This window comes from Ruegeria sp. CL6, from assembly GCF_056536465.1.
This window is the reverse complement of sequence record NZ_JBQFPR010000008.1, coordinates 1-20,156: the sequence shown is the minus strand read 5'-3', so window position 1 is coordinate 20,156 and position 20,156 is coordinate 1. Positions and strand designations below refer to the sequence as shown.

16 protein-coding genes and 1 pseudogene are annotated in these 20,156 nt (G+C 50.1%); 12 read left to right on the top strand and 5 right to left on the bottom strand.

Annotated features, from left to right (window positions below; all coding sequences use genetic code 11):
* Positions 1-10: 10 nt before the first annotated feature.
* Positions 11-175: a DUF3291 domain-containing protein gene (locus tag ACR0LH_RS18400; protein ID WP_480504130.1), complete on the top strand. Its 165-nt coding sequence runs from the start codon at positions 11-13 to the stop codon at positions 173-175.
* A gap of 47 nt (positions 176-222) precedes the next feature.
* Here the strand turns inward: ACR0LH_RS18400 and ACR0LH_RS18395 are convergent, their stop codons facing one another.
* A complete protein-coding gene (locus ACR0LH_RS18395) occupies positions 223-1,050 on the bottom strand; it encodes a hypothetical protein (RefSeq protein WP_480721997.1) in 828 nt (275 codons plus the stop codon).
* 75 nt (positions 1,051-1,125) lie between these two features.
* Between ACR0LH_RS18395 and ACR0LH_RS18390 the strand changes: the two genes are divergently transcribed.
* The 5 genes and pseudogenes from ACR0LH_RS18390 (at position 1,126) to ACR0LH_RS18370 (ending at position 6,567) form a co-directional block, all read left to right on the top strand.
* The gene (locus ACR0LH_RS18390; protein ID WP_170515819.1) at positions 1,126-1,833 is read left to right on the top strand and encodes a hypothetical protein; all 708 of its coding nucleotides are present in this window, start codon (positions 1,126-1,128) and stop codon (positions 1,831-1,833) included.
* Positions 1,834-1,889: 56 nt separating this feature from the next.
* Positions 1,890-3,788: a Mu transposase C-terminal domain-containing protein gene (locus tag ACR0LH_RS18385; protein ID WP_480504128.1), complete on the top strand. Its 1,899-nt coding sequence runs from the start codon at positions 1,890-1,892 to the stop codon at positions 3,786-3,788.
* Entirely contained in the window at positions 3,785-4,774 is a 990-nt protein-coding gene (locus ACR0LH_RS18380) for a TniB family NTP-binding protein (RefSeq protein WP_170515825.1), read from the top strand. The genes ACR0LH_RS18385 and ACR0LH_RS18380 overlap by 4 nt, the downstream gene beginning before the upstream one ends.
* A pseudogene (locus tag ACR0LH_RS18375) lies at positions 4,771-5,124 on the top strand (TniQ family protein); the annotation flags it as partial. The gene ACR0LH_RS18380 and the pseudogene ACR0LH_RS18375, both read left to right, overlap by 4 nt.
* A gap of 312 nt (positions 5,125-5,436) precedes the next feature.
* Entirely contained in the window at positions 5,437-6,567 is a 1,131-nt protein-coding gene (locus tag ACR0LH_RS18370) for a hypothetical protein (protein ID WP_480504273.1), read from the top strand.
* On the opposite strand, the gene ACR0LH_RS18365 is transcribed toward ACR0LH_RS18370, so the two are convergent.
* The 3 genes from ACR0LH_RS18365 to ACR0LH_RS18355 all read right to left on the bottom strand — a co-directional run bounded on the left by ACR0LH_RS18365 (position 6,564) and on the right by ACR0LH_RS18355 (position 11,141).
* Positions 6,564-9,932 (bottom strand): DEAD/DEAH box helicase family protein, encoded by a 3,369-nt coding sequence (locus tag ACR0LH_RS18365; RefSeq protein ID WP_480504127.1) that lies wholly within the window; start codon positions 9,930-9,932, stop codon positions 6,564-6,566. The genes ACR0LH_RS18370 and ACR0LH_RS18365 overlap by 4 nt on opposite strands.
* Before the next feature lie 58 nt (positions 9,933-9,990).
* Entirely contained in the window at positions 9,991-10,191 is a 201-nt protein-coding gene (locus ACR0LH_RS18360) for a hypothetical protein (protein WP_480504126.1), read from the bottom strand.
* A 95-nt stretch (positions 10,192-10,286) separates the two neighbouring features.
* The gene (locus tag ACR0LH_RS18355) at positions 10,287-11,141 is read right to left on the bottom strand and encodes a M48 family metalloprotease (protein WP_480504125.1); all 855 of its coding nucleotides are present in this window, start codon (positions 11,139-11,141) and stop codon (positions 10,287-10,289) included.
* Between the two features lie 489 nt (positions 11,142-11,630).
* Between ACR0LH_RS18355 and ACR0LH_RS18350 the strand changes: the two genes are divergently transcribed.
* Entirely contained in the window at positions 11,631-13,019 is a 1,389-nt protein-coding gene (locus ACR0LH_RS18350) for a PAN domain-containing protein (protein ID WP_480504123.1), read from the top strand.
* On the opposite strand, the gene ACR0LH_RS18345 is transcribed toward ACR0LH_RS18350, so the two are convergent.
* Entirely contained in the window at positions 12,991-13,947 is a 957-nt protein-coding gene (locus tag ACR0LH_RS18345; protein WP_480504122.1) for a glycoside hydrolase family 3 N-terminal domain-containing protein, read from the bottom strand. The two genes, ACR0LH_RS18350 and ACR0LH_RS18345, sit on opposite strands and share 29 nt — an antisense overlap.
* Before the next feature lie 678 nt (positions 13,948-14,625).
* Between ACR0LH_RS18345 and ACR0LH_RS18340 the strand changes: the two genes are divergently transcribed.
* The 5 genes from ACR0LH_RS18340 (at position 14,626) to ACR0LH_RS18320 (ending at position 19,710) form a co-directional block, all read left to right on the top strand.
* Positions 14,626-15,006 (top strand): hypothetical protein, encoded by a 381-nt coding sequence (locus tag ACR0LH_RS18340; protein ID WP_480721995.1) that lies wholly within the window; start codon positions 14,626-14,628, stop codon positions 15,004-15,006.
* A gap of 165 nt (positions 15,007-15,171) precedes the next feature.
* Complete coding sequence (locus ACR0LH_RS18335; RefSeq protein WP_480504120.1) at positions 15,172-16,173, top strand: helix-turn-helix domain-containing protein; 1,002 nt, start codon at positions 15,172-15,174, stop codon at positions 16,171-16,173.
* A 411-nt stretch (positions 16,174-16,584) separates the two neighbouring features.
* Positions 16,585-16,977, top strand: a complete 393-nt coding sequence (locus tag ACR0LH_RS18330; protein ID WP_480504118.1) for a thermonuclease family protein — start codon at positions 16,585-16,587, stop codon at positions 16,975-16,977.
* A 92-nt stretch (positions 16,978-17,069) separates the two neighbouring features.
* Entirely contained in the window at positions 17,070-18,587 is a 1,518-nt protein-coding gene (locus ACR0LH_RS18325; RefSeq protein WP_480504117.1) for a hypothetical protein, read from the top strand.
* Positions 18,571-19,710 (top strand): hypothetical protein, encoded by a 1,140-nt coding sequence (locus tag ACR0LH_RS18320; protein ID WP_480504116.1) that lies wholly within the window; start codon positions 18,571-18,573, stop codon positions 19,708-19,710. Before ACR0LH_RS18325 ends, ACR0LH_RS18320 begins: the two co-directional genes overlap by 17 nt.
* The last annotated feature ends 446 nt before the right edge of the window (positions 19,711-20,156 follow it).

Genomic DNA, 20,156 nt, shown 5'->3' with positions numbered 1-20,156 from the left:
CATTGCGCGATTGTTCAATGAACTTGTTGCCGATAGCTATGTCATCCGGCCGATCCAAGCTGGCCATATTCCGAGCCTGACAGAAGGAAAAGAAAGACTACTTCTGTTGAGAAAAAATGGACCAAGTCCGGAGGCTTATGACTTTGCAACTGGTAAAGATATAGTTGTTAGATAAGCAGCTCAGCGACTACAAAACTGGATCGACTATCCTTATCCCGTTCCTTACTCCTGAACCACCAAGTCTTCAAAACGCTTGGCTCCAGCTTCTGGTAATGTTGCGAAACAAATTCCATCAAGACCAATCTCATCTCGGAGCTTTGCCAGATGTTTCAGGTCATAACCAGAGTCTTGAGGTACGACTAAGAGCGCCTCTGGTACAAGTCTCCTAAGGAGCCAAAGATAGCCAAGTGTATTTATTGCGAACTGTCTTTCTACTCTTGTCCTGTGCGCGTTTATTTCGACCGCTACTTTGGGCTTCCCATCAACTTCGATGACGTAGTCAGGATACAATGAACCTAGGCTCCTTCCGTCTTTGAGCACCGCGTTGTCGGAACCGAACATCTTGGGGCCATATACCCTGAGAAAAGAGAAAACAGTTTGATCAAAAATTTGCGCGCGTTGAGGAGAGGATAGTTTTGAAAGATTTGTATCCGAGTGCTTTTCTGCTCGCTCCTGTCGGAGTCGGTCGAACTCGGCCTTTAGCTCGACTTGTCTCATTTGTCCGCCGAAGACCTGGGGCGCGAGTCTTTCAGCAGTGGTCGGATCCAGTTCTTCTATTTTCATCAAAAACATGACCAGGGTCATACCCAACCAAGCTGGTCTATCTTTTTCTACGTCAGGAAATCTCTTTTTTAACCACTTGTATGCTTCGAGCGGATTTCTCAGGGTATGAGCACGCTTCCCTCTTAGTTCCGCCACCAAATTCAGAACTTCCGAAGATGTGCGAAGGTCATATTTTATTGGGTTTTCGACCGCTTCTGCTAGGGCCTCACCAAAATCTATCCAATTATCTTTTTTTGCCACGTCTTCGAGGCCGTTGCTTTTTCGCATCGGTTAATTCACCATTATTGTGCGTCGGCAACAATTATTTGCAAAGGACGACGCCGATGTTGTAGGGAATACCCTATGAAAATCGACAGTAGAGCAGAAATCCCTGCGCGCCAAGCTTGGCGAAGAGGGCAAAAAAAGAAGTCGCATTTCTTGTCTACAAGAAAAGCAAAAGGCGTGATCCAGACTGAAAGTGGGTTAGAGGCAAGTTTTGCCTTTGGTTGTGACCTGCATCCGAAGGTTAAGGCTATCCGGCCGCAACCCTGCACATTCGATCTGAAATCAGGTCGTGTTTATCCAACAAAAGCGGAGCTCATCACCAAGTTCAAGGGAACGGGATACAAACCAAAACCTTACACCCCTGATTTTGAAGTCATCTGTTTTGATGGCCGGAAGCTCTTCGTGGAAGTGCGACACTCTAGATTGTTGAAGCACAATGAGAGCACGTTGCTACTGCCAAACATCTTTAGAAGCCTCGGTTTAGAGCTTCTGATCCTCACCGATCAATTTCTTGCCAGAGATTTGGTGCACAATATCCGATCTCTGCATCCCTACATTCAGAGGTCTCCGACTGACGAGTTCCTTCGCAAACTGTCTTCAATTGAAGCACAAACGTTCCGGTTGGAATTTCTCCTGCAAGAACTGGGTTGTAGCCAGATCGATGTACTAAGTTCAATCGTATTGGGCCACATCTCAGTTGATCTTAGAGCAGGCATGCTCCGACCCAAATCTGTTGGACAGTTAGCCTACGGCCAAAAGTCTCATCTGGAGATCTTTCCACTGTGACGCAGCAAGGCCCCAACTATGTCGGATGGAATGTTCTCATCGGAACGGAAGCTTTCGTGGTCAAGGAGTTTGGTCATCAACGAGACCACGTTTTGCTTCAGGATGAACAAGGGACATACAAAGAAATTACCAATGAAGAATTCAGGACGCTTTATTCTCTCGGTGTGGTAAGCAGCCCGCATCTTCATGGTACGACTTCCAAAAGACTGGGTACACCAGAGGAAAACAACGAAACGTGCTTTCGAGAACTGATCCTTGTCAGAGTAATTGAACTACAAAGACAAGGATACTCGTGGGCTAAGATTAGAGACAAATTGGCAGATGAGTTCGCTGCGCATCCGCTTCATGTACATCGGAAGAAACCTTTTCCGACTGTAAGGACCATTCAGAATTGGCGCACGCAGTACCTACTTTCAGGAAAAGCAGGTCTACGATCCAAGACAAGTAATTCCGGCAATCGTACTCCGAGGTATAACGCGGAGTTCCGGGAGGTCGTTTTGGATCTTTTGGAAGAACATTTTCTTAACAACGACCTAAAAACTATCACTTGGATTGCCCGGCAAGCCAAGCGGCTGTACCGAAGGCAATGCGAATCCGAAGGCAAGGTGCCCGGTCCCTGCGGAAGAAAGTGTGTTGAAGCAATTGTTTACAGCCTGCCACATGCCGGGCTTTTAAAACGGCGACTGGGGGACGAAGAGGCAAACAGGCGCTATCTAATGGCGCTGGAGTACCAAAGAGTATCCACCCCGCTCGAAAGGGTAGAATTGGATTGCACCACGCTCGATGTTTGGTGCGTCGATGATGACGGAACCCCAATTGGCCGCCCCCACATTTGCGTAGCAATCGACTGCGCAACCGGTGTTATTCTTGGGATGCAACTCAGTTGGAGCCGTCCCGACACTGCATTGGTTTCTCGAACTGTAAAGGAAATCTTGGAGCCCAAAACACCAGCATTTTTCATGATGCACGGTGTCGAGAACGATTTTCAGACATTCGGGACGCCTCAGCTGTTGATTACAGACCAGGGCACCGAAAACAGCGGTGACGTCTTCCATACGATCATCGATTGTTCGAGCCTGGAATGGCGCAAGATGATCCCAGGTCGACCGGATAAAAAACCGTTCATCGAACGTTTCTTCTTGGAGCTGAGCCGGTTTGTCACTCAATTCCCTGGTGCTTCGCAAACGTCCCTCATCGGCCCGAGAGATCGGACGGACAAGGCACAAAAAGAGGCCCGCCTAACTTTGCAAGAGATTGAAACGCGACTGCAAAAATGGCGCTACGATGTGTACTTACGCATGCCCAGGCGACGCGTACAACACGTGCTCCGAAGACTGGAATCTCCGATGCAATCTTGGCGTAGGACTTCCAAAGACTGTTTTGTACCAATGCCCCCAGATCCCCACGAACTCAGAGAGATGTTTATGGTTCAGGCTGCGACGAGAACTGTGCAACGGTACGGTATCTCCTACGGAGGAGTGACATACCATAGCGCTGAACTCGCCAACTACTTGAAAATGGTCGGTGTACCCACGACAGTCGATATCCGCGTTGACCCGAATGACATTCGAGAAATTGCGGTTTTGGATCGCCTGAATAATGAGCATTTCTTCGTACCCGCAAAGTATGAAGAGTGCCCGGCTCTATCCTTCGATGAGTTGGCGAGGCTGCGAAAGCAAACCTTCACCCCGGAAGACGAAGAGCTTCAAGAAAAGGCGCTGATCGCTGCGATGGCTCTGCACCTTTACGAAGAAGAACCAAAGGCAAGGACAAAGACCGCAAAGTCTCGGGAGAAGGCCGCCAAAGAGGAGCGAAGACAGGAAATCTTCGCCCAATCCAAGAAAGTCATGGATAAGCACGGTCATTCAGAGCCCGCGTACAGGGTGGAAAAACCTGAGTTTGATCTGCCCAACAAACTGCCAAGTTTTGTCTCTAAAGGAGGGTGCCCGCAATGACAGAGCGAGTGTTTGAAGTTCTGAACCAGACAATTGAACATCCGAGCTATTTGGTTGCCAAAGACAAATTGGTTGAAGCCGTCTCCATCTCTCGCAAGTTAAACGGCGCCGCAGTTTTCTTGTCCGGACCTACACGCTGCGGAAAGACGCAACTCTTGAATGACGTTCAAGTTGAACTCGGCAAGCGACCAGATCTCAGTAGCGACCTGCTTGAGTATTCTGGTTTGAGCGGAGCAAGTGATTTTGTCATCGGAAGTATTCCGACCAAACCAAACAGCAAGACACTGCTTACAGCGATGCTGGAAGCCGTTGGGGTCAAAGCCGGACCAACCCAAAGCGCGCATGATTTACAGGCCCGTCTGTGCTTCGCTGTGCGTGAAAAAGGTATTCGCACAATCGCGTTGGATGAATGTAGCCATTGCGCCGAACGAGGTGCTCATCTGTCAAAACGTGGCGCAACCGACCATTTCAAATGGCTAATCGATCAAACAGGGGTCACGTTGATCCTCGCCGGTTTGCCTAAGTTTCAGGGGCTCATTGATGAAAACGAGCAATTGAGGGACAGAACGCTGTCGACTATCGAGCTGTTTCCGTATGCTTGGTCGAGTGGCGCCGATGCTACAAGCTTTGCCGCAGCGTTCTCTGAAGCTCTATGCAACATGCAAGCCGCCGGTGGCCAGTTTGACTTTGATTTCGAAGAACTGGTGGTCAGATTGTACGGCGTAACTGGAGGTCGCGTTGGAATGCTTGTGCGCATCCTCCAAGTGGCCGCGCTCAAGATGAAGTCGACGACGCTGACATCCAAGATTATCTCGGACAGCGCAATTCAGTTGACGCAAAAGAGCCTAAACGCTGGTTACTTTTTTGGGGAGGAAGCACCTCAGAAAATCGACCTTGTTCGATCCTACATCCATGTCATGCAGGATGCTGGCTTGGATGTGACCCCAGAGTCACTCATTGACCTTGAAGCGTTAGAGGCCGCATGACATCGAGACACTCTGACTTTCTGAGACCAAAAAATTCAGAAAGCCTGTTGGGCTATATTAGGCGTTTAGGGCGAGCAAAAGCACACTACTTCACGTCGGATTTTTTGGCAGAACTTGGCAATCGATACGGGCGTCAATTGGTTGATGATATCGCCGCATTTGAAGAGGAGTTGAGGGTCCCGCCCGGGACACTTGAACGTCTCGCACCTAGCTCGCCACCGAAAGATCCTAGTAGAGACTGGCAATACGAACGTCTTCACTCTGACCCAGTTTGCCCACAATGCCTCGCGGAAAAGAAACCATATCAAGCGCTATGGCGGCACTCCCTGGTAACTGCATGTCATGAACATCGATTGAGGCTGGTTGACGTTTGTCCAAATTGTTCGGAGAGATTGACACCACAGGTGGGTGGCTATCGATTGTGCAGTTGTGGATTTCCTCTTGATAACCTGCCACGCTATCAAGCTTCAGAGCACGAGTGCGATGTAGCATCCGCAATCTCAGGCACCGGTCCATTGATCCCACATGCCGAAACCAGAACCAGACCCCCGAGCAACATCGGTAAATTCGTTCATTTCCTAGCCTCTGGGTTTCAAGCTAGCCGTACGGGTAAGTTCGGAAAAACGAAAATTCCGAAGACCGTTGAAGACGCGGTTCGACTAATGGCGCCGGTCGAATCCCTTTTGGCAAACTGGCCGCATGGTTTCGAAAATTATGTGAAAAAGCTGCTGCATGAAGGTGATCCCGATGCAACTTCTGCTCCTGAGCGGCTTGGCAAATGGTATCAGCGCCTAATGCGGTTTCGAGAACCGGAATACGATGTGTTTAAGGACGCAGTGGCACGTGTGATCGAGAGAGAATTCAGTGGCTTCCATCCGGGTCGTTTGGCGTCTACTTCATCGAGAGAGTGGTTGCCCGCAACGGAAGCGGCACGACAACTCGGAATTTCTGCACAGCGTCTCGTTGCGGCAGTCCAGAAAAAAGAGATCGCTGGCAAGATCAGTCAACGCGGATTTGGACATAATCAAACAGTCGTTCCCAAATTCGAAGTTCTCAACATTGCAGCAGATCGTCGGCGCTTCTGGAGCGCGGCAGAAACATGTGACTATCTGGGAGTTGGACGTACACAATTCCAATTTCTCAAAGAACTTGGTGTGGTCGGCGAAGTCCCAGTTTCAGATCGGCCACCGCTCGTGGATGGCCGGTTCCACTCGAATTCGGTAGAGGAACTTGTCTTTAAGATTAGAGCATCGGCCACTGAATTGACGGGAGAGGCAGTTTTGTTCAAAGAGCTTACGCTTAATCGAACAACTGACAAGACGGCGCTGAAGAAGCTCATTCGTCTCATTTGTGAAGGTTCTATCGCTGCTGAATTGGAAGATCAGGATGTCCTACTCGGTGATTTCAGGTTCCAGAAATCGGACGTCGAAAAGGTTCTGCGATCTGAGCGGCACTCGTTGGACTGGACTGCAAATGATGTCGCGAAGTTAACGGGTTGGAAGGCTCAGGCGGTGACACATTGGTGCAAGCTGGGCCTGCTCGGATCTCGCAAAGTTCCGCACGGCCCAAGCGAGTCTTTCTTGGTCAGACCACAGCAGCTTGTGATCTTTCAAAGCGAGTACATGCCCGTCGCGACACTGGCGAGGTCAAGAGGTACAACATCCCGAAAGCTACTGTCCGATTTTGAGAGCAAAGGGATTGAGACACATGGCGCGCAAATTGAAGGCAAGACGACGCGAGGGCACCTAGTAAAACTAAGTGACCTGGCTTCGCTGCTGTCTGAGGCCGCCTAGTGCTCGCCCGCGCCATCCGAATAGAACACCACTGAAATGCGCTGTCCAATTGCAGGTTCATGGTCGCGTGAAACCTGCTCAGCTTCCTCGATGACCCGGACCATCTTTTCATGGATCTCATCGGACGCCTGATGATCGCTTTCGAGCTTTTCCAGGATAACCTGAAGCGCGATGTACCCCTTGGGAAGATCCTCATAGGCGAAGCTGTCACGCACTTCGTGTTTCGCTTTTTCCCAGAAGGGATCAAGCTCACGGCTCCATGCCTCGCACACCATTTCCACGGCCGGCAGTGACATATGGCCAAACAGTACTTGATCACTGAGTTCGACACCATCTTTGCGTCCCATAAACTCGGCGCAAGCCTTCATGAGGCTCTCAACGCGAGCGGGGCGCAAGTCCCACTCGGTCAGCTTGCCAATCTGCTCTGAAATCGTCTCTAGCGCTTCAGAGAGATCTTCCAGTGACATGTGGGCGTGTTCCATGCCAAGGCTTCTGGTCCGTTCGTATGCAGTCTCCAGAGTTTGGACACAGGCCAGCTGGTCGCGTTCCAATATCAGGCCTGGCGCAGTATCCTTAAGAAGCAGCAGGCGAGGCGGAAAGAAGCTATTGCTCTTGCTAAATCCTTTGAGATGTAGCGCCGTGAATTTCTCACGGGCCGATAGGAGCGCCAACTCGGCGCCCCAGGTGCCCTGGATTTTGGCCTTGTCGATGAGTTTGTAGCGGTCTTCGGGGATTGTTTGCTTGGTGCGTTCCAGCACGTCGTGAAAGTTATTGTCGCGAAGCCGCCGCGGGGATCGCAGGTATTCAACGACACTCTCGAGGATCAGTTCTGCGTCTTCGGTGCTTTCTTCCAAGACGGCGTCGATTGGCGCCTCCCCAGCCAAAGTTTTATAGTTCTCTATGCGTTGGGCGATTTTTTCGTCAGATGCAAACTGACCTACTGGCACATCAATAAGGTGGTAATTGACGACCCCGAACTCACTATCGATCCTGTCGATCCTACCCAGACCTTGGATGAGCTCTTTCAGGTTCGAGGTCACACCAAGCAACACCAGCGTGTCTGACGACTGTAGGTTGATACCTTCAGCCATCTTGTAAGTCAGAAAAACCGATGCAGATCCTTTTGGTTCGTTCTTTCCTCCAGGTCGGAAGTAAGACTCCACGGACTTGCCCTGTTTGATACGCTTGAAACTGTCGGCGCCATCTCCAAAGATCGCCTTCACGGCGCGATCTGCACCTTTGGTTTGGTTTCCCACGACATAGTTGGTGTGGTGGCCTCTGCGCGAAAGCGCTTCTGCAAAAATTTCGAGTGTGTCCGTCCGTTCTGCGAGAAAGACGACCCTGTCTTTTTCATTTTGTATTCTCAGGCACGCCTCATACCGCTTCTCATCAAGCTCCTTGAGAACACTGAGACCCAGTTTTTGGTTTAAAGCGTCGCATTTCTTTGTGGGTTCAGGCGCTTCTATTCCCAGTGCTGCGAACATGTCGAACTGGTCGCGGTGGGATACCTTTTTCTTCGATTTTCCACCACGCTCGAAGTCGCGAAGCGATTTGCCAATAGCTCCATGAGACATCTCCCAATGGGCTTGGGCGGCACTCACGCGCAGAATGTTCAAAAGGTTTCGGATGTAGAGCTGATCCTGCGTGCTTTGTTGCGTGCTGACGTGTCCGAAGCGGCTTTTCTCGACTGCGGTCACCCTACCGCCGGGCGCAAGTTCTTTGCAGAGAGCCACAATCTCGTCCAGGCGCGTTTGCTGAGGCTTTGTCACCTTAAGTTTCTTCGGTCGCCCGTGGTTTTCTAGTCTTGGGTAACTGTGCTTGGTCGGATCTTCGTCCTCGCCAATGCATTTCCGTTGTCTGCGTGTCAAAAACGGCGAAACCAACTGAGCGAGTTCGTTGCGAGCCTCTCGCGTGAGCGTCGTGTCAGGCTCTGATAGGACGGCCAGTTGCGCATCCTGGTTGAAGATATCCTTAGGAACTTGGGTTTCGCGCTCGAACAATTCACCCATGGCCTGAATGAAATGCGGAGTCATGAAAATGGACGCCCGCTTCTCCTGCATATGGGTCAACCAGTCGACATCCCGGTTCCCGAGCAGCGTTGCTGACAGACAGACATTCCAGCTTGGTGGGGCAAGTTCGATGGCTGAAGCCATTTGAGATGCTTGTTCAAAGCCTGGTGTAACCGTGTGGCTTTCATCGATTATCAGAATGCCAAACTGATCGAGCCTGAGCCCAGATTTTTCTTCATCGCCAGCGCCGCGGAGGTGTTGTTTGGCAAGTTTGCTATTCGCGACAGGTTGGAGCGAGTTTGTCGAATACTTGCGCCAACTGGGAATAACTTTGGGCGGGGCAATTACAGCCGCATTTTTTCGCGCAACGCCATGGACGGGGGAGCGGGGCACGACTTCTGAGAATGTTTCTGACAATGCTTCGGCCAGGTGACAGCCGATCTCTGTCTTTCCTGAACCGGTTGGCGCTTCTACGAAGGCGATGCCATGGTCATAGACGATGGAACACGCCTCATAGGTCAGCTCCTGTTGATACCCAAACAGCGTATGGCTCGTGATCTCTTTTCGGGCGCCAGTGAGCCAGGGTTCAAACCCCTTTTGCTCCGAAATTGTTCGCGCCATCGCGTCTTCAGCGGTCACCGGTTTGATAAGCTTTTCGAGTATCTCCAGCGCCTCGGTATTCCAATCGACAGACACATCCCAAGCCTGCTCGGCGGCTTCTGTGCGTTCGACCTGAAGTTCATGCGTGCCCGCATCCAGGTCATCGGCATACTCGATGTTTCTGTAGAGCCCTGAGTAGGAAAAGTTTGCGGACCCGGCGACGGCACCTTTTGGGGAACAGACGATTTTTGAGTGTAGCCGCCGATCCCCAGATATACCCAACTTGCGTTTGGCAAGCTCCGGATCGAAGACACGCAAATCAATTTTCCCGGTTTTGATGGCGTGTTTTGCCAGCACTGCGATGAGATCGTGATCTTCTTCCACTTGAAGCCCGGAGCGCTCCAGCCAGTAGAGTTTCATTTCTTGGGTGACTGGTTTGGGGTTTGTCAGTCTTTTGGTATTCGCAGTGTCGATCCCGAACGATATCCGGATCCGGATATCGCTGTCGTTTTCCAGATCCCTCAGCTCGGGCAATTCCTTCATCAAAATCGACAGCGAAGACAAGAAGTCCTGATACCCGGTGACAATCAGACAATCCCCAGAGGTGATATGGGGTCGATAAAGATTGATGACCGGCCGGTCGATATTGGTGCCGACCTTCGCAACCGGTTCGGCATCAAGCTCGCTTGCGGGCTTTTGATTTGCTTCGGTGAGCTGCTTTGGCTTGGAACGCAGCCAATCAGGGAGTGAAAACAATGAACAAGACTTGGTTTTAGGACGCTTAGTCTAATAGTGATACCGCGCACATCGTCCTTCAAGACATCACCGGAAGAAACATTCGTTTTCCTGAAACTGTCGGAAATTCGCACCGTTTTTGCGGGAGAAAGCCAGGAATCAAAAATTTTAACAAAGCGCGGCTATGCAGCGGTTCGGCTATTTCCATTTTAGGCCAGCCCCAAAGGAATACTTTGGCTTTATTGCTGAAGAGCACATTGCCGGAACGGGTCTTATCCATGAGGGTAAAAGCCAAATTTGGGCGGCTATCATATCGACCGCCCTTTTTGGTGCCAGCTTTGTGTTTAGGAGTGCGTTTACTCGAAAACGATAACGCTAGTTGGTGGCTTGCTGTAACCCAGACGATTGCCCGGCTTCCATCTTTGCTACCGTCGCCAAAACTGTCGCGATCCGCTTCGTATCCGGTGGGTGCGTTCCCCAGAAACTTAGCTGACCGTTCACCTCTCGTGGGTTTTCCGGCCGGGCAAAAAACCGCACACCTTGAACCGGATCGTACCCCGCAGACTTTGCAATGTAGGTGCCGATCACATCCGACTCCAGTTCGTAGGTTTGACTGTAGGCCTTGCTGCCCAATGCGGAACCGGCATAAACCGCGTTCTGGACGTTTTGCTGGGTTACGGCAGGATCTGTGTAGTGTGAGTGGGCTCCGGCGTATGCTGCGGCCATACCCAATATGAGAGCACCAGCGACAGCTTGTTGCTCCTGTTTTTTGAGATGCTCAGCTAGGTGGTGGCCAACTTCATGACCCATCACAAACGCCAGTTCGTCTTCATTGCGAGCATCCGCAATCATGGGAATCGTGAACACAATCAACGGTTCATTGTTCTTCCCATACGTCTGATATGCGTTGCGATAAGGCGTCTTAGTATCGACCATTATTTTGATGTCACAATTAAAACCCTTTCGATCAGTTGTATGCTGACGGCAAAAATTCTCTGCAACCGGCTCGACGCGGCGCGCTACGCTGTTGAACTGACGCACCGCTTGCTTTGGCGATAGTTTTTTTCCTGCTTTTGCAGTCGTAGGATTGCGTTCTTCGGCGAACATCTTCGCGGCAACTGCGTTATGCGCATCTGTGGCTTCAGTTACCTGGTATGTGGTTCCGCAGGCCGTTAAAAAACCCAGTGCGATTGCGACTGCGCCCATGTTGAGGTGTTTCAATGGTGTCATGTTCTTTTTCACCGGATCGGTTTGATGCGGCTCTCCGTTTCAAAACTGTTTTTGTTGGTGTGTAGAAAGCACGGTTGAAGCACGTTTTCTCATGCGAAAATGCCAAACACTTTTGAAATGCTGCCAATCTAACTAAGTACCAAAAGAAAATAGCTATCCTGGTTTTTGAAACGCGCTACCTTCTATCTAGGAGACTTCCCGTTCGGGGATTCATAGCATGTGGCTGTTGCTGGTAACTGGATGAGCAAGATGGTTGCGACACTGGCTATCCAGCGAAAACTGGCGTGAAGTCCAATTCCAAAGGCTCGCAAATTTGGTTCGAAGTTTCTTCTGCCAAGTTGCTTTTACTACTTTAGGTTCTGTCACCTGAGGGCAGAAATTTGGCATTTTTTGCCTACTCATTGGCGCGAAGTCGAAAGCAGAGTTCTCGCCTCGTACATAATTCAGTATCGAGAAAAGTTCGTGGAGCTAAAAGAGGAGCCTTCAATTATGCAGTTTTCTCAAACTAAGCTTCAGAAAGTGAAGCGCGACTTGCGTTCGCCCACAAACTTCGAAGGAAAGCCATCGCAGTCCTTTTGGTTGATTTCTGGAAGGTCGCGTAAAAAACGTAATGGGGTCTCAACATTACCAAAAAACACAATAAAATCAGTCCTAGATCAACTACGGAAAGTAACAAAATTGCGTTTCGCTAACTCTGTTATTGCAGCTTCGCTTGTTCTATTCCCTGCCGTTGCGGCTAGCGAGCCAGAAGCTTTTGGCAGCTATCACCACTACGAGGAAGTACCCAATGTTCTCTTTTTGGTTGCTGAGATAAAGGCTGGAGACTCATTTGAGCTTCGCAGGGCAATGCGCGACTACGAAATTGATTTGGTTGTGGCTGCCAGTGCCGGAGGAAACGTCTACGATGCGCTCCAGATGGCATCAATTTTGAATGATAAAGGCGTAAACACCTACATTCCTGAAAATGCGCGTTGTGAATCTTCCTGCGCCAAGATTTTTTTGGGCGGAAGAAGCAGAATGGTTCTGGGCGAATTAGGTGTTCACCAGTTTTATTCGGGTGCATCAGACGCAGCAAGTCAAGGCCGAAAGGATGTGACGACGGCTGCTACTCAATACACAACCTCTGATATCATTGGAATCTTGAATGAGTTCGAAACTCCACCGTTCGTATATGAAAAAATGTTCGGCACTACGGAGATGTATTATTTCAAATCATCTGAGAAACAGCGTCTAGGATTAAAAACCGACAATGAAGGCTTCCTGGGTCGGATTGATGAGGTAGATAAATTCCTATCGATCAACCAAGAAGCTTTGAGACAGTTGCGACGTCCGGAGTCTACTGCGGTGGCAGCCGCGCCCCCGAAGCTAACGCAGCCAGTACCGAATACTGAGAAACCTCCGGTGTCAGAGCGAACTGAACGCATTGAAAATACGGACTTTTTTGGCTCAGATCTATACCCCAGCGGCATCCGCAACATTAGTTTAAATAGTTGCGAAAACTACTGCGAAAACAATCCATTGTGTGCTGCGTACAGCTATGTTCACGCAACCAGCTGGTGCTGGCCAAAACGCGGTGTTGAAAATGTGAGTATTGCGTCTGGCGTGACCAGTGCGGTCGTAAATCCCGCTAAAATCAATCCGGATGTTTTCAATCGCCCGTTCATTGAGGCAACAAGTATCGATATTTCCGGCTACGACTTGTACCCAAAGGGGCTGCGGAACATGTCTTTGGATCAGTGCAGACACGCGTGTCAAGCTACAACAAATTGTGTGGCATGGAGCTATGTGCCTAAGAAGTCCTGGTGTTTCCCAAAATATGGATCGGGAAATTATACAAAACAGATGGGTGTCATTTCTGGCGTCGTAAACGGGAATTGAGCATCTCATTCCTAAATGAACGTACGGTTGCGGTTCTTGTATTGGTCCTCTCTGTGGTCAAGTCGCCCGCCGCAAGAGCGTCCTTTAAGATTTCTACAACCGTTGCGGTCGACTGCAATGAGTATCGCTCTCGGAAGTTAGAATAAATCAGGAGATCATTTCCAACCAGAAGCGCTCTAACGCTAGCTTTTTCTGGAACCATAAAATCTGAGACCGCACCCATTTGCATATCATCTGTAATGATCGGGCGTTTGAATCCCAGACCTTCTCTCATTTCAGTGACAGATATTCTAGATAATGAAGTCGGTATAAAGGGCTCATCAGAGAGATATCTGTGGAGTACATGGGAGTTCATGATTGAGTCAGCTAGCCCCGCTCGAACCAGGCGTTCAAATGGTGCTATCTCTTCCGGGCTCCAAGTCAAAGAAACGTCAACGCTTCCTTCATGACTGTCCGAAAATGATGAACCATGACCCGGGAAGTGCTTGAGGCAAGTCATTACACCTGCCGAACGGTGGGCATTGATAAACAGCTCTGCGAACCGAACTACCACCTCGACGTCACGACCAAAGGCTCGGCCAACAGAGCCGATGATAGGGTTAAAGGGGTTTACGTTCAGATCAACCACTGGCCCAAGGTTCAAATTGATACCGGTTGCGGCCATTTCTTGTGAGCGTTCAAAATAGTAATCAAAGACTTCCTCATCGCTGCGTCCAGAAACAGCAAGCTCGGCTGCGGATTCCCATGGCAAAAAGCCATTTTGTTGACCAAGGCGCGAAACTTGCCCACCTTCTTGATCGACCGCGACAATTACTGGCAGGCTTGGCGAAGCCGATTGAAGCAAGGTTGTTAACTCGAGGAGTTGTTCTGGGGAAGCTATGTTTCGCCCCAACAGAATGACGCCGGCAATGCTTTCATTCTCTATCATGCGAAGTAGCTGGGAAACTTCCGGATCGGAAGGTCGTGTTCCTCGGAAGCCTGTAATGACGCATTGACCCGGATTAGGGCTGGGTTCGGCTCGAGCGAAAGATGCAATCGATGATGACGAAGCAGCGATTAGCGCCGGAGCTGCTAGGAAAAGTCTTCGATTAATCATTTACCTAGGTTTACCGAAGTTTTGGACTGGTACTTACGATGACGAGTCGGATCATTTAACTCTTGTTTTGTAGTCTCTCGATTACGAAAGGCCAGTCTGACCGTCGGTTTTTTGTTCAACAAATGAAATTATCCTTCAAACTCATGCCTTCCTCCGACTGCCGCCCAAACCAACTTGCCCTATCGAAACGATAGGATTCAATCTTCGAGATTTCTTACCCTGACGAACCTTGCATCGTTGGAGCAATGATCGACTAGTTTGCACAAAACCCTGACAGAGGGAAAACGGCGCGCGGGTTTGCTTGGTATGAATTAGGGTTCGACACAAAAACGGGGCAAATAGTCTTCGAGAACGGTGAAAGCAGGAAAGAGTAACGTTCAGGAAGCGAGTTTCATTTTGACGCCTGGAGTTAACTCTTTGGCAGAATCTATAAAGAAAACCTTCTCTCAAATCTTCATTTTATCAGAGGGTTAAAGAGAAAGGGTTCTTGAAATGAATTATGAAACTCACATGGCGATTTCGAATTCTGTGCAAGCAGTAATGCTCCTGACATGGCTAGGATTCATGATTTACGGAATGACACGAAAAGCTAGTGCACCAATTGATGGGTTGACGTTCTTTGGGTTTACTTTTGGTGTTCCACTTATCTGGAAGGTGCTCGTTTCGCACGGAATACCGTCGACCTTTGAGACGTGGACCGAGGCGCATGCAGCCAACGCTCTAATTTTGATTGGGCAAGGCTATCTAGCCTACTTCGTGGGAACGGTTTTGGCGCGACGCGCTTCGATGCTAAACCGTGATTGGACCTGGGGCTTGTGGATCTTTATGCCCTTCGCGGTGTTCATGCTGCCGTTCGTTGGCCCCAAAATCCCAAACGCCAAATTTGCCTAATTCAAATTGGCCAGTTCACTTTTCCAAGAGGGCGTGTTGATCAGCGCCCTCTGTTGCCAATTCGCCAGTGCCCGCCTGAAATTCCAGCATTCTGCCGACTAACTTTTTGAAATCTGATCCCTCAGCAATAGGATTTTGGGAAATCGAATTCAATCTGGTGTGATCATGGAAGTCGATGCCTCTCGGCTCACGCATTTAGTCAACGCGTTAGAAAAACTGTCTGGTGACAAAGGCATAACTGAACGCGTGCTCAAGAAGAGTGGTTTGACACGTAAAGATGCAGCTCCAAACGCCAAGTACTACGAGTACAAAAAAGAAGCTCTGTTTGTACGGGAAGCCTGCGACGCCTTAGGCGATGTCACATTTGGAGCTCGGGCGGGGTCGACCTGGCGAGTCTCAAATAGCCTATCTGGTTACATCAGCAAATACTCTAAGGACCTACGAGCTGCTGTGGAGAACACCGCAAGGTTTCATGAGATTGTTGACCCGGCTGTAGAATATAGTCTGAGAGTATCGGGAAACGCTGCGTCCTTCGAAGTGACATGGAAGGATCCAAGCTACTCTAAGTTCCACAGACATACTGAATTTCTGTTGTTTGGAGTGTTGTCCAGAATGCGGGCGATTACGCAAACCAATTTCTTTCCGATAGAAATGCGGTTCGACCACGAGGTTAGAAAATCAGCCGAAAAGTTTCAGAAATTGGCGGGTTTCCCCGTCGTATTTGGGTCGGAAAGTCTTGAAATTATTCTGCCGCTTTCAGCGCTGGATTTGGCGATACCGACCTATGATTTGAGATTGAGAGAGCATCTTACTGAATATGGAGAGCGCTTGCTAAGAGAGCGGGTAAACGGACATCAAACACTTCGATCCCGAATAGAAGGTTTGCTGACGACCTCACTCCCCGCACGAATTCTATCTGCCGATGAGGTCGCAGCCAGCCTCGGAATGAGCCCAAGAACCTTCGCGCGTCGCCTGAAAGAGGAGAGGCTCACATTCCGTTCAATTGTGGACGAACTTCGGTTCGATCTCGCAAAGACTTTCATGAAAGATGATATGGCGTTTTCTGAGATAGCGTTTGCGCTCGGCTATGCTGACCAAGCTGCATTCTCAACAGCTTTCAAACGTTGGACCGGCGTTGCACCCAGAGCCTACTCATTGCTGAACTGATCCAGCTCTTTGATTGTGAGCTTAAATGGCGCGCGCAGGGGATGCTCGTTAGCACATCCTAAGAAGCCGAGTGCATCAACCGGCAAATTAGCCGATTGTGTTTCTGAAAACCCTTCTGTTGATTTCTTGTCTGAAGTCGTTGATGGCGCAGAAGTTCCTAGCTTTCAGTGAAAGTAGGAATCTGCCCGGAACTGGCATGACAAAAAAAGCTTTTGGCCGCATCTCACAATCAATTTGGGAGAGAATGGGTCAAATGCAGTCCAGTTCCGCTGTATCGTCGAACAGGCGAAGCTCGACGGCGAGGAGTGCGGCGGGATCAGGGGGCGTGGCACGCAACAGAACACAAATATCTGCGTAGCCCCCCCGCCGATCACCTATGGTGTGCATGTTCAAAAAATGGAGAAGAAATAGATGCTGCGATTGGCATTCATAATTTGCTTCTTTTCGGCGAGTTCGCTCTCTGCGGGGAGCTTACAGGTTCGCGACGCTGATACTATCGTGGTGAACGGTACACCTGTCCGACTACAAGGTGTCGATGCACCCGAACTCGGCAGCTTCGCTGGTAGGAATGCGAAACGTTGGATGGTGATGTTTTTGAATGGCAAGACTGTTGAGTGCAAACTCAACGGAGAACGAACGTACGACCGGTATGTGGGCGTCTGTTATGCGGATGGGCAGGACGTTGGCGCCGCGGTTATATCTGCTGGCCATGCATTGGATTGCGCACGATACTCTGGTGGTCGCTACCGTCATCTGGAAACATCCGCGGCAAAATCTCGACTAAGACGCGCAAAGTACTGTTGAACGGCACAATTCCTCAAGCCTCTGGCAGGAAATGAAAAGTCAATTCCTAGAGCGAACTTATGTAAATCAAAGGTTTATGTGAGGTCGCTGTTATGAAGGAAGAAGTAGAAAACTCTGGAACCGAAAACGTAGGCGGGCTCGCCTCGGATTTCGTGGGTCAATCTGACGTCAAAAGTCAAAACCTCGGATACGCGCGGAAGCTCATCCGGCTTGCCTGGGGAATTGAGCTTATTCTGGTGTCTGTCGGTTTGGGAATTGCATTCGCACAGGCTTCAAGCATGCCAGAGGACAGTGGATTTGCGCAGACGTTTCCAGTCTTCGGCGTTTTTGTTGTTCTTGCTGCCGTGGAGTTGGCGAAGATTCCAGCAGCGACTGTTGTTTTCCATTCAAGACGCTGGGCGCGTTTGTTCGCATCCGTTGGGCTTTTGGTGGCTGCACTGATTTCTTTCGAGACGATTTTCAACGGATTCGAGAGGTTTGTTCACGTCACCACCACGCCAGTAGCAGAAGCCAAAGCGGAACTGAGGGAAATCAACGGCGAAATCAAAGCTTTGTCGGAAGCCGCCTTGCAGGATGAACTTGATGGAACAAAGATCAAGGAAGCCGATGCTGAACAATTGGAGAGCCTTCGCACTTCGTTGGCACTGCGAGAAGAGGCACTCCAGCGCGCAAAGCAAAGTCTTGAAAGCTTAGAGACAAGAGAACTTCGTTCTCAGCTAGAGCGCGTGATCCAACAGCAAACAGAAGCCGGCGATGCGGCCGCAGACGCATGGCAAAGCGAGCAAGACAGCATCATGTCTCGCCTTAACGGTTCAGCAATCGACCAGCAAACTCGGGCCCAATTGAATGCCCGTATGAGAAGCATGCCGGCCAAGCAGACAGTTATCTCTGAAGCCCGCGCACCATTTGACGCCGAGGTCCAAAAGCTAAACACGGAAATCGAAGCATCTATTACAGAACCTGATCCGCAGGCCCTGGCAGCGTTGAATGATGCTCAGACCGCAAGAAACCAAGCAGCCGAGCGGTTGTCAGAGTACGAAGCCGAAAGTGCAGTGCGGGCTGCGGAGCGAGTTGAGGCGCTAGCAAAAACTCAAATGCATGCTGCCGAACGTGGTGCCAAAATTGAGGTGTTGGAGGAAAAAGCGGTTACGAAATCCGCCGACGTCGAGGAGCTCTCCAACCAGTCTCAAATGCACCGTTGGGCGTCGTTTGTCTTTGGAGTTGAGCCGTACGAAGTTTCCGAAGACCAGGCCAAGCAGATTGGTGCCGCGTTTGGGGTATTGCTTGGGGTCGTGGGCGCTTTGACCGGCGCAAGTGTTGCCCTCTATGCCGAGTGGTTTCGCGTACGTGGCGTGAAACCTGTCGTGCAACGCGTTGAGGTGCCGGTTGAAGTCACTGTGGAAAAAGAAATTGAAAAGCCAGTCGAAATCGAGGTGCCCGTAACGAAGTTTACTTACGTACCTGTTCCTGTCGGTGAAAACGTACAGGGCGCCTTGGATGCCATCCTCGAAGCCCTTCCTGAAGAAGCGGCAAACGAACTAAAAACTCAGCTCGCGGCTTCCCAAAAAGATTCTGATAGTGAGGAGATTAGCTATGCGCACGCAGCATGATACGCAGATGCTGGAATCCGTTGTTCGGTCCATGTCAGACAAGATCGCTGAACCAGCAAGACAAGTTCGCGAAGCATCTGCTCGTCTCACCAGAACAGTTGAAGCCGAAGCTCAAGTTAAAATCGAGCACGCCGCCGCACAGTCCAAGCGTCGTGTCCTTATTGCAGAGGGAATTCGGTCCTCACTGATTATGATTGCTGCCGCAGTTTTAGTTTTGGCGATTGGTTTTGCTGTCAGTTGGATAATGAAGTCAGAGTCCGAAGTCCAAGTAACAGAGGCCTCCGGTGCGACTGCCACTGAAGTCAGTCCTTGGCCCGCAGTTGGAACTAATGAGAAGTCCGTTGATGGAGGAGTAATAACAACCGACTTTACTATTTTCAGGGAAACATCAGTCATGTTGGGAGGTACAGAATTTCCTGTGACCGCCGGGCATTCCTTCAAGCACGAAGAAGACAAGAACTTCGATACAGCCTGGTGCTATTCGAACATCTATGCGGACGGGTTGAATCTAAAAATTAGCCTCGGGAATCTCGATCCAGGTGGAACGCCGCAACAAGCTTTTGTGTCGAATGCTACCCTGTCAAAAGCCGGGATTTCCAAAGGTGAAGCAGAAAAGCTCTTCCGAAATTGTCCTTGGCTGAACGGCAATCCTAATACGGCTCAAATACCTGAAAAGGGTAAGAAATACAGTTTTTCCGGAGAGGTCACTGCGGAAAGCGTGGACGCTTTGATCAATGCAATTGGTCAAGGCGCGAACGTCATAGAGTTCTCATCTCCTGGAGGTTTAGTAGACGAGGCTATTCGCGGACATACGGCTCTTCGCGACGCAGACGTAAAAACCGTTGCGACTGGTCCGTGTGCGAGCTCTTGCACTTTGCTTTTTCTGGGAGGCGCAGAAAGGGATGTGGTTGGAAGCGGTTCAATTGAAGTTCACCAATGGCGGACAGAAGTTGGTGTGTCGGATGAGGCCGACTCCCAACTAACCTCAGCCATTCTCGTTCACCTGTTTTCAGCGGCTGGGGTTTCAGAGGAGTTTTTTGTGGCTGGAGCGTCTACACCGGCCGACCAACTTTACAGGTTATCCCGAGCTGAGCTTATTAATTGGGGCGTTGTAACTCATTGACGGCGAAGCTGCTCTGCTACTGTGGTGTTGGAATTGCGCAGTCGCGTTCCCGCGGAAAACGTCTTCACCGCGAGTATTTTTGAGGAGCACAACCTGCCGTGGCGGTATGGTCTATTTTGCTTAACTCGCGCCAAAAAAAAAGAAAGCGACGGCAGTCTGATACAGACGCTCAGAGCTATTTGGATTGCGGATTTCGCCCTGATTCAGTGACTGTTTAAAATTTAACATAAGTCGCAATTATAGAGCGGTTGCAGTCTCGCGGGCCAACCACCCGCTGCACCCTAGCAACGGTCAACCGCCAAGGCACCTAGAAGCGCAAGGCCATCGCGAACCCGAATCGGAAACGTGTGAGATCGGTTTCCATCACAAACCAACCTGCTACTGCGAAACCCTGCTCTTATTCAGGCAAACCGGCTAGTCGCAAAGACGCACAGTCTTTCTCCAGC